We start from the raw sequence: 11,968 nt of genomic DNA on the forward strand, positions 1-11,968 counted from the left end.
ATGGCGGCATCACGCGGAGTGAAGGAAGTTACCGAGCCTGGACAACTGCTGACAATTGGACTCGTTCGAAAATGGGCGTGTGTCCGAACGTATGACGTCACGCACCGCCATCGGGAGAAGGTTTATCGACGATGGCCGGGCCGCTGTCGTTCGGGGCGGTGCCGCTCATGCAAAACACCCCGAACGCCGGGCCTGAAACCAGCGTTCGGGGTGTCGTGGATCGACGGCGTTTTCGCCGAAGCGTCAGTCCCGCGCGACGTCCTTCGCCGCCGGCGACGCGCCGTGGCTCAGCCAGTCGAGCACGTCGGCCGTTTCGTCGTCGCTCGCGCGCGCCTTCGCCTGCGCGACGGCGTCGGGCAGCTCGCCGTTCGTCGACGCGCGACGGATCGCGACGCCGACCGCGAGAATGTCGATCATCAGCAGATGCAGGATCCGCGAGATCATCGACAGCTGCGACTCGCGCATCTCGATGTGGTCGGTTTCGAGCGCGACGGTCGCGCGCTTCGCGAGCGGCGTGTTGCTCGACGTGATCGCGATCACCTTCGCGCCGGCCTGCATCGCGACGTCGAGCACGCGCAGCAGCTCGGGCGCGCGGCCGGACTTCGACACCGCGACGATCACGTCGCCCTTGCCGAGCAGCGCGGCCGATGCGGCCTGCATGTACAGGTCGCCGTACGCAATCGTCGGAATGCCGAAGCGGAAGAACTTGTAGTGCGCGTCCTGCGCGACGATGTTCGAGTTGCCGAGCCCGTAGAACTCGATGCGCCGCGCGCCGTTCAGGATCTCGATCGCGTTCTCGACGTGCTCGAAATTCAGGTGCTCGCGCAACTGCAGGATCGCGGACACCGTGTTGTCGAGCACCTTCGCGCCGAAGTCGGTGGCCGTATCGCCGAGATGCACCTGGCTGTGGCTCATCGGGATCGTGCCGGTGAGGCCGGTCGCGAGCTTCAGCTTGAAGTCCGACAGCCCCTGGCAGCCGAGCGAGCGGCAGAAGCGGATCACGGTCGGCTGGCTCACGTCGGCCTTGCGCGCGATGTCGACGATCGGATCGTTGATGATCGAGCGCGGATGGTTCAGCGCGAGATCGGCCACGCGGCGCTCGGCCGGCGTCAGCGCGTCGCGCATCTGGCGGATCCGCTCGAACACGGCCGACGACGCGCCGCCCGAGCGGTTCGACAGCTGCTCGGCGAGAATCGCCGACACGCCGAGGAACGCCGGGTATTCGGCGGTGATCAGGTAGGTCGGGATGTTCTGCAGATAGTGCGTGAAGCGGCCCTTCGCCTCGAAGCGCGCGCGGAACGACGAGCGTGTGAACAGCTCGCCGAGCTTCAGCGCGACGCCGCCGCCGATGTACACGCCGCCGAGCGCGCCGAGCGTCAGCGCGACGCTGCCCGCGAACGCGCCGAGAATCCCGCAGAAGCATTCGACCGTCTCGAGCGCGAGGGCGTCGCCCGCATGCGCGCGCTCGACGATCTCGACCGTGTCGACGCTCGCGGCGACGCGCTTCTTGTCGCGCGCGGCGAGCGCGCGATAGATGATCTCCATGCCGGGGCCGGCGCACACGCGTTCGAACGACACGTGCGGAAACTTCTTGCGCGCGTACTGCAGCACCAGGTCCTCGCGCTCGTCCTGCGGCGCGAACGACGCGTGGCCGCCCTCGCTGCCGAGCGCGATCCAGCGGTCGTCGGCCGGAATCAGGCCCGACACGCCGAGCCCGGTACCGGGCCCGAGCAGCCCGATCACGCTGTTCTGGCGGCGCGCGCCGCCGCCGACCTGCACGCGCTGCGCATCGGTCAGGCCCGGCAGCGCCATCGCGAGCGCGGTGAAGTCGTTGACGACGAGCAGCGTGTCGAAGCCGAGCGCGCGGCGCGTCGCCTCGATCGAGAAGCTCCAGTCGTGATTGGTCATCGTGACCTGGTCGCCGTCGACCGGGTTCGCGATCGCGATCGCCGCGTGGTTCACGCGGCTGATCTTCACGTCCTTCAGATACTTGCGGATCGCGTCGGTGATCGTCGGGTAATCGGCGCCGGGATAGACGCGGATCTGCGTGATTTCGCCCGGGCCGATTTCCAGCGCGAAGCGCGCGTTGGTGCCGCCGACGTCCGCGAGCAGGCGCGGACCGTCGGCATGCTGACCCGCGACGACCACCTTACTTTGCGCACCAGTAGACATCGAGCTGGGTCCCCTTGTCGTTGGCCAGTTGGGAAATCGCGTTCTTCTGCAGCGACGCGGCGGCGGCGTCGAGCACGGCGCGCTTGCGCTCGCCCGCGATCAGCAGGAACAGGCGCTCGACGCGCTTGAGCGCATCGAGCGAATAGCTCACGCGCGCATGCGGGGCGGCGCCGGGATGCACGGCGACGAAACGCTCGGGCGTCGTGATCGCGTGGTCCCATTCGGGCGCGTCGGCGAAGATCGACGCGGTGTGGCCGTCCTCGCCCATGCCGAGCACGGCGACGGTCGGTACGCGGTAGTCGGCGTTCGCGTTCAGCGCGGCGACGTGCGCGTCGAGCGCGCTGCGCGTGTCGACGAGCGGCAGGAAGCGGGCAGGGGCGGCCGCGTGCTGCAGCAGCGTGTCGCGCACGAGCTGCGCGTTGCTGGCCGCGTCGTCCTCCGGCACCCAGCGGTCGTCGACCAGCGTGACGTCGACGCCGGCCCAGTCGAGCGCCGCGTGCGACAGCGTGTGCAGGAACGGGCGCGGGCTCGTGCCGCCGGACACCGCGAGCGTCGGGCGCGCGGCGCCGGCGAGCGCCGCGCGCAGCGCATCGCCGACGGCGCGCGCGAGCGCTTCGCTTTGCGCTTCCTGGGTGTCGAAAGCGTGGATCTCGATCACATCTCCTCCGGACTGCTTTGTCTGTTCAAATCGTACGAATCGTGGGGCACGTTGCCGGGCACGATCGTGCCCGGCAACGGTTTGCATCAGTTCTCTTCTTCGAGCCAGCAGGTGTCGTGCTGCGCGAGCATCGCGCTCGACGCGGCCGGCCCCCACGTACCCGCCGCGTACGGCTTCGGCGGCTTCAGGGAGCGTGCCCATTCGTTCAGGATAGGCTCGACCCAGCGCCATGCGGCCTCCTGTTCGTCGCGCCGCACGAACAGGGCGAGCCGGCCGTTGATCACGTCGAGCAGCAGGCGCTGGTACGCCTCCATCTGCCCTTCCTTGAAGAACTGGTCGAACGCGAGGTCGAGGTGCACGCTCGCGAGGTTCATCCCTTCGCCGGGCTGCTTCGCGAGGCAGTACAGGCGGATCGTCTCGTTCGGCTGCAGCCGGATCACGAGGCGGTTCGAGCCGGGACGCAGCGCGGTCGGGCCCAGCGCCGAGTGCGGCACCGGGCGGAAGTTGACGACGATCTCCGCGACGCGGTCGGCCAGACGCTTGCCGGTGCGCAGGAAGAACGGCACGCCGGCCCAGCGCCAGTTCTCGATCTCGACCTTCAGCGCGACGAAGGTTTCGGTCTGGCTGTCGGGCTTCACGCCCGGCTCGGTCGCGTAGGCCGGCACCTGCGCGCCCTTGATCACGCCCGCATGATACTGGCCGCGCACGGCCACCTTGCCGATGTCGCGCGGATCGACCGGCTTGAGCGCGCGCAGCACGCGCAGCTTCTCGTCGCGCACCGAGTCGGAATCCATCGAATGCGGCGGCTCCATCGCGACGATCGACAGCAGCTGCAGCAGGTGGTTCTGCACCATGTCGCGCAGCGCGCCGGTATTGTCGTAGAAATCGCCGCGCGCCTCGACGCCGAGCTCCTCGGCGATCGTGATCTGGATGCTCTCGACCCATTCGCGGCGCCACAGCGGCTCGAACAGCGCATTGCCGAAACGCAGCGCGAGCAGGTTCTGCACCGGCTCCTTGCCGAGGTAGTGGTCGATCCGGTAGATCTGGCCTTCCGCGAAGATCTCGCCGACCGCGTCGTTGATCGCGTTCGACGATTTCAGGTCGTAGCCGAGCGGTTTCTCGAGCACGATGCGTGCGCCTTCGTTCAGGCCGACCGACGCGAGCGCCTTGCAGATCGGCACGAACAGCGACGGGCCCGTCGCGAGATAGAACACGCGGATGCCCGGCAGCGACGAGATCGCGTCGCGCAGCACGACGTAGTCTTCCGCGCGGCCGAGGTCGAGCTTCACGTATTCGATGCGGTCGAGGAAGGACTTCCATGCGGCTTCGTCGAGCGCGTTGCCGGCGGCCTTTGCCGCATGCGGCTTCACGTGCGTATCGACCCATTCGAGATAGGCCGCCCGATCCGATTCGTGTCGCGCCACGGCCACGATCCGGCCGCTCTCCGCGAGCATGTTCGCGCGGTGCGCTTCGAACAGCGCGGGCAGGATCTTGCGCATCGACAGATCGCCGGTGCCGCCGAAAAGGACGAAGGTAAAGCTGGAATCGGTATGCATGTGTCTCCGCCGTGTTGGGGGTGCTGGGAAGCGATCCGTAGTGCGATAAAAATATTTTTGACACTGAATTGTAGTTTAACTACAATCCGCCGCAAGGGGTAGCACCTGGGTGAAGAAAAAAAGATGTGCGGTCGATGAACTGCGCGAGCTTCGCCTTCGGGAGCGCCTTGTGCCGAATGTTATCGGACATTGGCGGCGCGCATCGTCCGCGCGCCGTCGGCCCCGGGCTCGCGTCGCATCATCGCGGCGGGCCAGAAACACAAAGAGGAGACACGCCGTTGAATCTCGATTCACGCTTTCTGTAAGAGCCCGGCCGGTCATCGGCCCGTACGCTGCATGCGTCCCGCGGCTCGATTTCCCCGTCGTTTATCAAGAAGCCGGTTCCCGGTCAGGGAACCTCACGAGTTGATTCAGTCTGGAGGAGATAAGTAATGAAAGTTCGCTCGATCATGGGCGCGCTCTGCGCCGCGGGTCTGATGGCTGGCGCCGTGGCGGCGCAGGCAGCCGAGAATGTAACCGTGCTGCACTGGTGGACCTCGGGCGGCGAGTCGAAGGCCGTCGGCGTGCTGAAGGACGACTTGCAGAAGCAGGGCTACGTGTGGAAGGACTTCGCGGTCGCGGGCGGCGCCGGCGCCGCGGCGATGACCGCGCTGAAGACCAAGGTGATCAGCGGCGACGCACCGTCGGCCGCGCAGATCAAGGGCCCGCTGATCCAGGACTGGGCCGACCAGGGCGTGCTCGTCAACATCGATTCCGCCGCCGGCGACTGGAAGCAGAACCTGCCGCCGGAAATCGACAAGATCATCAAGTACAAGGGCCATACCGTCGCCGCGCCGTTCTCGGTGCACCGCGTGAACTGGCTGTACATCAACAAGGCCGCGCTCGACAAGGTCGGCGCGAAGGTGCCGACCACCTGGCCCGAATTCTTCGCGGTGGCCGACAAGCTGAAGGCCGCGGGCATCCAGCCGGTCGCGATGGGCGGCCAGCCGTGGCAGGACCTGACGCTGTGGGAAGACGTCGTGCTGTCGCAGGGCCCGGCGTTCTACAAGAAGGCGCTGGTCGACCTCGACCAGGCGACGCTGACGTCGCCGCAGATGCTGTCCGTGTTCGACACGGTGCGCAAGATCCAGGGCTACTTCGACACGGGCCGTAACGGCCGCGACTGGAACCTCGCGACCGCGATGGTCATCAACGGCAAGGCCGGCATGCAGTTCATGGGCGACTGGGCGAAGGGCGAGTTCGAGAACGCCGGCAAGAAGGCGGGCAAGGACTACATCTGCGCGGCGGTGCCGGGTACGGCGAACGCGTACACGTTCAACGTCGATTCGTTCGTGTTCTTCCAGCAGAAGGGCGAGAAGAACGCCACGCCGGGCCAGCTCGCGCTCGCGAAGACGATCATGACGCCGGACTTCCAGGAGCAGTTCAGCCTGCTGAAGGGCTCGGTGCCGGTGCGCCTCGGCGTGAAGATGGACAAGTTCGACGACTGCGCGAAGAAGTCGTACGCCGACGAGCAGACCGCGATCAAGTCGGGCGGCTTCGTGCCGTCGCTCGCGCACGGCATGGCGCAAAGCGACGCGACCGCCGGCGCGATCACCGACGTCGTCACGAAGTTCATGAACTCGCAGCAGGATTCGAAGAGCGCGGTCGCCGCGCTCGCGAAGGCCGCGAAGGTCAAGTAACGCGCGACAGGCGCCCGGCCGGAAACGCTTCGTCGGCCGGGCGTTTTTGCAAGTGCAGCAAACGGGCTCGCCCGCGGGCCCGTGCCGTACCGGCGCCGGCCCGGCCTGCGTCGCCCTCGTTCCAGGAGTCGAATCAAGTGGCTGCCCCTCTTAGCGGAAACGGATCCGGCGCTGCCGCCGCGCGGCGTACGTCGCCGATGTCGGCCTTCGCCGATCGCTGGATTCCGAAGCTCGTGCTTGCGCCGAGCGTCGCGATCGCCGTGGTGTTCATCTACGGCTTCATCCTGATTACCGGCTATCTGTCGCTGACCCGCTCGCGGCTGTTGCCGAACTACGAATTCGACGGCTTCGGCCGTTACTCGGACCTGTTCCAGAACGACGTGTGGTGGACCTCCGCCGCGAACCTCGGCTGGTTCGGGATTCCGTTCATCGCGATCTGCGTCGCGCTCGGGCTGTTCCTCGCGATCCTGCTCGACCAGCGCATCCGCAACGAAGGCGCGCTGCGCGCGATCTTCCTGTACCCGATGGCGCTGTCGTTCATCGTCACCGGCACCGCGTGGCAGTGGATCCTGAACCCGGGCCTCGGCCTCGAGAAGGTGATGCACGACTGGGGCTGGACGAGCTTCTCGTTCGGCTGGCTCGACGATCCGGACAAGGCGATCTTCTGCGTGGTGATCGCGGCCGTGTGGCAGTCGACCGGCTTCGTGATGGCGCTGTTCCTGGCGGGGCTGCGCGGCGTCGACAGCGAGATCTTCAAGGCCGCGCAGGTGGACGGCGCGACGCTGCCGACCATCTACCGCAAGATCGTGATCCCGAGCATGCGCCCGGTGTTCTTCTCGGTGCTGCTGATCCTCTGCCACATCACGATCAAGACCTTCGACCTCGTCGTCGCGCTGACGGCGGGCGGGCCGGGCACGTCGTCGTCGCTGCCGGCCATGTTCATGTACACGTTTTCGTTCAACCGCGGCCAGCTCGGGCTCGGCGCGGCGTCCTCGGTGATGATGCTCGCGACCGTGGTCGCGGTGCTGGTGCCGCTGATGTATATGGAATCGAGGAGCACCCGCAATGCAGCCTAAGATGACGATCAGCCGGGCAGTGATCTATGCGGCACTGATCCTGTTCGCGCTGTATTTCCTGTTCCCGATCTACGTGATGCTGTCGACGTCGTTCAAGGATCTCGACCAGCTACGCACCGGCAACCTGCTGACGCCGCCCACCACGTGGACGGTCGACCCGTGGGTGAAGGCGTGGAGCGGCGCGTGCACCGGCGTGCGCTGCGACGGCATGAAGCCGTTCTTCCTGAACTCGCTGCAGATGGTGATTCCGGCCGTGCTGATCTCGTCGCTGATCGGCGCGTTCAACGGCTACGTGCTCACGCACTGGCGCTTTCGCGGCGCGGACGCGCTGTTCACGATGATGCTGGTCGGCTGCTTCATCCCGTTCCAGGTGATCCTGCTGCCGATGGCGCGCCTGCAGGGGATGCTCGGTCTTGCCAACACGATTCCGGGCCTGGTGTTCGTGCACGTCGTGTACGGGATCGCGTTCACGACGATGTTCTTCCGCAACTTCTACGTGAGCGTGCCGGCCGAGCTCGTGAAGGCCGCGCGCATCGACGGCGCGGGCTTCTTCACGATCTTCACGAAGATCCTCCTGCCGGTGTCGCTGCCGATCTTCATGGTGTGCCTGATCTGGCAGTTCACGCAGATCTGGAACGACTTCCTGTTCGGGATCGTGTTCTCCGGCGTCGATTCGATGCCGATCACGGTGGCGCTGAACAACCTCGTCAACACGTCGACGGGCGTGAAGGAATACAACGTCGACATGGCCGGCGCGATCATCGCCGCGCTGCCGACGCTGCTCGTCTACATCGTCGCCGGCCGCTATTTCGTGCGCGGGCTGACGGCGGGCGCGGTGAAGGGGTAAGCGCGGCTTTTTCCGATACGACGAACCGGCCGCGCACGACGCGCGGCGCATCGAAACGAACCCGACGCGGCGCCCGAGGGCGCCGCGCGAGACGAGACAGAGGATTCACAGCATGGCAAGCCTTTCCATCCGTGACGTGTACAAGACCTACCCGAACGGGGTGCCGGTCCTGAAGGGTGTCGACATCGAGATCGAGGACGGTCAGTTCCTGATCCTGGTCGGCGGGTCGGGCTGCGGGAAGTCGACGCTGCTCAACATGATCGCCGGGCTCGAGACCGTCACGAGCGGCGAGATCTGCATCGACGGCAAGGTCGTCAACGACCTGTCGCCGAAGGATCGCGACATCGCGATGGTGTTCCAGTCGTACGCGCTGTATCCGTCGATGACGGTGCGCGAGAACATCTCGTTCGGCCTGAACATCCGCAAGGTGCCGAAGAGCGAGCAGCAGCAGATCGTCGACCGCGTGTCGCAGATGCTGCAGATCCAGCACCTGCTCGACCGCAAGCCGGGCCAGCTGTCGGGCGGCCAGCGCCAGCGCGTCGCGATGGGCCGCGCGCTCGCGCGCGATCCGTCGCTGTTCCTGTTCGACGAGCCGCTGTCGAACCTCGACGCGAAGCTGCGCATCGAGATGCGCGCGGAAATCAAGCTGCTGCACCAGCGCCTCGGCACGACGATCGTCTACGTGACGCACGACCAGATCGAGGCGATGACGCTCGGCGACCGGATCGCGGTGATGAAGGACGGCGTGGTCCAGCAGTTCGGCGCGCCGCAGGAGATCTACGATTCGCCGTCGAACCTGTTCGTCGCCGGCTTCATCGGCGCGCCGCCGATGAACTTCATCAACGGCAAGCTGGTCGAGCAGGGCAGCGGGATCGCGCTCGAGATCGACACGGGCCTCGCGCGCAGCGCGCTGAACCTGCCGTTCGATGCGAAGCGGATGAACGGCCACGTCGGCCGCGAGGTGATCCTCGGCCTGCGTCCGGAGCGCATCACCGACGCGCGCAACGCGCACCACGGCGAGGCGTCGACGCTGCAGCCGATCGACGTGCGCGTCGACGTGACCGAGCCGACCGGGCCGGACACGCACGTGTTCGCGCAGGTGAACGGCAAGCGGATCGTGAGCCGCGTGCATCCGGCCGCGAACCCGCAGCCGGGGCAGACGCAGTCGCTGCTGTTCGACGTGTCGAAGGCCGTGCTGTTCGATCCGGCGTCGGAAGAGCGGATCGCGTGACGCGGCGGCAGTGCCGCGCGAAAGGGAAAGGGGCCGTGTCGAACGGCCCCTTTTGTCTGGACGATGCGGCCGACGCGGCCGCGGGCGGCGCGATCAGTGCGGCAGCCGCACGTCGAACTTGAACGTCGCGAGCCGCGCGACGAGGATGAAGCCGGTCGCGAGCAGCACGCTGTACACCGAGTCGAACTGCAGCCACACGAGCAGCAGGTAGAACCAGCAGCCGACGAACGCGCAGGTCGCGTACGGCCGCGAATCGCGCAGGATCAGCGGGATGTCGTTGCACAGCACGTCGCGCACGATCCCGCCGACCACACCGGTGATCACGCCCATCATCACCGCGATGAAGCGCGGCATCTCGGCGTCGAGCGCGATCGCCGTGCCCGAGATGCTGAAGATGCCGAGCCCGATCGCGTCGGCGATCAGCAGCAGCCGTTCGGCCGACAGTCGCGACAGCATCCGCAGCACGAACGGCGCGAACAGCGCGAGCACGAAGATCGCGATCACGTAGTCGTCGTGCACGACCCAGTAGAACGGCCGGCGCTCGAGCAGGATGTCGCGCAGCGTGCCGCCGCCGAACGCGGTCGCGAGCGCGACGACGAACGTGCCGACCGAGTCGAGGCGGTTCTTGCGCGCCTCGATGAAGCCCGAAATCGCGAAGGCCAGCGTGGCGATCGCCTCCAGTACCGCGATCGCGAGCGTCAGCCTAGGATGCGGCACGCGGCCCCCGCTCGGCCGGCGCCGCATGCGGCTGCAGCAGCACGAGCACCGCGCCTGCGCCGCCGTCGTTGCCGCGTGCCTCGCAGAACGCGATCACTTCTTCCTTCTGCACGAGCCACGCACGCACCTTGCCCTTCAGCACGGGTTCCTTGCCGATCGAGCCGAGCCCCTTGCCGTGGATCACGCGCAGGCAGCGCAGCCCCTTCTTGCCGGCTTCGCGGATGAATTCGGCGAGCGCGTCGCGCGCCTCGTCGCGCCGCATCCCGTGCAGGTCGATCTGCGCCTGCACGATCCACGCGCCGCTTCTCAGCTTGCGCACGACGTCGCGGCTGATGCCGGGGCGGTGGTAATACAGCGAGTCGTCGCTGTCGAGCAGCGTCTCGGGATCGAATTCGTCGGACAGTGTCGCGTTCAGCACGGCTTCCTCGTCGCGCTGCGTCTGCTTCGGCACCGGGTCGGGCGGCGTGCGGCCCGACGACGCGCGCGGCGGCGCGTTCAGCGGCCGGATCGCGCCGATTTCGTTGCGGAACAGGTTCGCGTCGGCTTCCGCCTTGCGCTCGGCCTTCGCGGTTTCGACGCGCGCGCGTTCGCGGCGATCGGCTTCGCCTTGCAGCGACTGGCGCAATGCGCCGAGGCCCGCGAGGCCCTGGCCGCGCAGCGCGGCCGGATCGGGCGCGGGCGGCGGGGCGGCCGGCGCGGGGTTCGCGGGACGGGCAGCGATCTTCCGCTTCGCGGGATCGCTCGGATGGGGCTGGTTCTTCGCCATGATTCGGTAACAGGGCAGGCGCGTTCGGGCGCGCGGGCAAAAAAAAGCCGCTGCACGGCGGCAGCGGCTTTCCGGTCGGGCCCGCTTCGCGGCAGCGGACGCCATTGTAGCGCCCGGCGCGGCAAGGCTCGCGGCTTACTTCTTGTCGTGCAGGCTTTCGAGGTAACGCTGCGCGTCGAGCGCGGCCATGCAGCCCGTGCCCGCGCTCGTGATCGCCTGGCGATACACGTTGTCCTGCACGTCGCCCGCGGCGAACACGCCGGGGACGCTCGTCGACGTCGCGTTGCCGTGCAGGCCGCTCTTCGTCAGGATGTAGCCGTCCTTCATCTCGAGCTGACCCTGGAACAGGTCGGTGTTCGGCTTGTGGCCGATCGCGACGAACACGCCCTGCACGGCGAGGTCTTCCGTCGCGCCGGTCTTCACGTTCTTGATGCGCAGGCCCGTGACGCCCGAATCCTCGCCCGTCACTTCGTCGAGCACGTGATCCCACTTGATGTCGACGACGCCTTCCTTCTGCTTTTCCAGCAGACGGTCGATCAGGATCGGCTCCGCGCGGAACTTGTCGCGGCGGTGGATCACGGTCACCTTCTTCGCGATACCCGTCAGGTAGAGCGCTTCCTCGACGGCCGTGTTGCCGCCGCCGATCACCGCGACTTCCTGGCCGCGATAGAAGAAGCCGTCGCAGGTCGCGCAGGCCGACACGCCCTTGCCCATGAACGATTCCTCGGACGGCAAGCCGAGATACTGGGCGGACGCGCCGGTCGCGATGATCAGCGAGTCGCACGTGTATTCGCCCGAGTCGCCGATCAGGCGGATCGGCTGCTCGTGCAGCTTCGCGGTGTGGATGTGGTCGAAGACGATTTCGGTGTTGAAGCGCTCGGCGTGCTCGAGGAAGCGCGCCATCAGCTCCGGACCCTGCACGCCTTTCGCGTCGGCCGGCCAGTTTTCGACGTCGGTCGTGGTCATCAGCTGGCCGCCCTGTGCGATGCCGGTGATCAGCACCGGGGACAGGTTGGCGCGAGCCGCGTAGACGGCGGCCGTGTAGCCGGCGGGGCCGGAACCGAGAATCAGGACTTTGGCGTGTTTGGGCGTGGACATGTGCGAATCCGTAAAAGGCGGCCGCGGCGGGCGGGGTAGGGCTCGCCGTACGATCCGGGTTGACCGGGATGCCGTCATAGATGGGTATCAGACGCGCATTATAAAGGCCCCGTTGCTGCGTTGCCGAACGAGAGTTTCAATCGCCGCGATAGCGTGTCGGGGCGGCCC

Annotated in this window: 10 protein-coding genes; 4 read left to right on the forward strand and 6 right to left on the reverse strand. The window is 67.1% G+C overall.

Annotated elements, in window-relative coordinates:
• Nucleotides 1-243: 243 nt before the first annotated feature.
• The 3 genes from WJ12_RS04420 to zwf all read right to left on the reverse strand — a co-directional run bounded on the left by WJ12_RS04420 (nucleotide 244) and on the right by zwf (nucleotide 4,386).
• Nucleotides 244-2,172, reverse strand: a complete 1,929-nt coding sequence (locus WJ12_RS04420; protein WP_069245549.1) for a bifunctional transcriptional regulator/glucokinase — start codon at nucleotides 2,170-2,172, stop codon at nucleotides 244-246.
• Entirely contained in the window at nucleotides 2,150-2,830 is a 681-nt protein-coding gene (pgl, locus tag WJ12_RS04425; RefSeq protein ID WP_034187341.1) for a 6-phosphogluconolactonase, read from the reverse strand. Before pgl ends, WJ12_RS04420 begins: the two co-directional genes overlap by 23 nt.
• 86 nt (nucleotides 2,831-2,916) lie before the next feature.
• On the reverse strand, nucleotides 2,917-4,386 hold the full coding sequence (gene zwf / locus WJ12_RS04430) for a glucose-6-phosphate dehydrogenase (RefSeq protein ID WP_034187342.1): 1,470 nt from the start codon (nucleotides 4,384-4,386) through the stop codon (nucleotides 2,917-2,919).
• Between the two features lie 431 nt (nucleotides 4,387-4,817).
• On the opposite strand from zwf, the gene WJ12_RS04435 reads away from it, so the two are divergent.
• The 4 genes from WJ12_RS04435 to WJ12_RS04450 all read left to right on the forward strand — a co-directional run bounded on the left by WJ12_RS04435 (nucleotide 4,818) and on the right by WJ12_RS04450 (nucleotide 9,219).
• Nucleotides 4,818-6,065, forward strand: coding sequence for an ABC transporter substrate-binding protein (locus WJ12_RS04435; RefSeq protein WP_034187343.1), 1,248 nt, complete (start codon nucleotides 4,818-4,820; stop codon nucleotides 6,063-6,065).
• Between the two features lie 137 nt (nucleotides 6,066-6,202).
• The gene (locus tag WJ12_RS04440; RefSeq protein ID WP_034187344.1) at nucleotides 6,203-7,141 is read left to right on the forward strand and encodes a carbohydrate ABC transporter permease; all 939 of its coding nucleotides are present in this window, start codon (nucleotides 6,203-6,205) and stop codon (nucleotides 7,139-7,141) included.
• Nucleotides 7,131-7,988 (forward strand): carbohydrate ABC transporter permease, encoded by an 858-nt coding sequence (locus WJ12_RS04445; RefSeq protein WP_011544828.1) that lies wholly within the window; start codon nucleotides 7,131-7,133, stop codon nucleotides 7,986-7,988. Before WJ12_RS04440 ends, WJ12_RS04445 begins: the two co-directional genes overlap by 11 nt.
• A gap of 112 nt (nucleotides 7,989-8,100) precedes the next feature.
• Entirely contained in the window at nucleotides 8,101-9,219 is a 1,119-nt protein-coding gene (locus tag WJ12_RS04450) for an ABC transporter ATP-binding protein (RefSeq protein ID WP_034187345.1), read from the forward strand.
• 93 nt (nucleotides 9,220-9,312) lie between these two features.
• Here the strand turns inward: WJ12_RS04450 and WJ12_RS04455 are convergent, their stop codons facing one another.
• The 3 genes from WJ12_RS04455 to trxB all read right to left on the reverse strand — a co-directional run bounded on the left by WJ12_RS04455 (nucleotide 9,313) and on the right by trxB (nucleotide 11,800).
• The gene (locus WJ12_RS04455) at nucleotides 9,313-9,963 is read right to left on the reverse strand and encodes a trimeric intracellular cation channel family protein (RefSeq protein WP_049030589.1); all 651 of its coding nucleotides are present in this window, start codon (nucleotides 9,961-9,963) and stop codon (nucleotides 9,313-9,315) included.
• Nucleotides 9,923-10,702, reverse strand: a complete 780-nt coding sequence (locus WJ12_RS04460; RefSeq protein ID WP_049030588.1) for a Smr/MutS family protein — start codon at nucleotides 10,700-10,702, stop codon at nucleotides 9,923-9,925. The genes WJ12_RS04455 and WJ12_RS04460 overlap by 41 nt, the downstream gene beginning before the upstream one ends.
• Before the next feature lie 135 nt (nucleotides 10,703-10,837).
• Nucleotides 10,838-11,800: a thioredoxin-disulfide reductase gene (gene trxB, locus WJ12_RS04465; protein ID WP_034187347.1), complete on the reverse strand. Its 963-nt coding sequence runs from the start codon at nucleotides 11,798-11,800 to the stop codon at nucleotides 10,838-10,840.
• Nucleotides 11,801-11,968 lie beyond the last annotated feature (168 nt).

The sequence above is a fragment of the Burkholderia seminalis genome (assembly GCF_001718535.1).
Classification (GTDB): Bacteria; Pseudomonadota; Gammaproteobacteria; order Burkholderiales; family Burkholderiaceae; genus Burkholderia; species Burkholderia seminalis.

Excerpts from the sequence above, each read along its gene's own strand:
- zwf (WP_034187342.1), bottom strand. The coding sequence starts at position 4,386 with ATGCATACCGATTCCAGCTTTACCTTCGTCCTTTTCGGCGGCACCGGC.
- WJ12_RS04445 (WP_011544828.1), top strand. The coding sequence starts at position 7,131 with ATGCAGCCTAAGATGACGATCAGCCGGGCAGTGATCTATGCGGCACTG.
- WJ12_RS04455 (WP_049030589.1), bottom strand. The coding sequence starts at position 9,963 with ATGCGGCGCCGGCCGAGCGGGGGCCGCGTGCCGCATCCTAGGCTGACG.
- WJ12_RS04450 (WP_034187345.1), top strand. The coding sequence starts at position 8,101 with ATGGCAAGCCTTTCCATCCGTGACGTGTACAAGACCTACCCGAACGGG.
- WJ12_RS04460 (WP_049030588.1), bottom strand. The coding sequence starts at position 10,702 with ATGGCGAAGAACCAGCCCCATCCGAGCGATCCCGCGAAGCGGAAGATC.
- WJ12_RS04435 (WP_034187343.1), top strand. The coding sequence starts at position 4,818 with ATGAAAGTTCGCTCGATCATGGGCGCGCTCTGCGCCGCGGGTCTGATG.
- WJ12_RS04420 (WP_069245549.1), bottom strand. The coding sequence starts at position 2,172 with ATGTCTACTGGTGCGCAAAGTAAGGTGGTCGTCGCGGGTCAGCATGCC.
- trxB (WP_034187347.1), bottom strand. The coding sequence starts at position 11,800 with ATGTCCACGCCCAAACACGCCAAAGTCCTGATTCTCGGTTCCGGCCCC.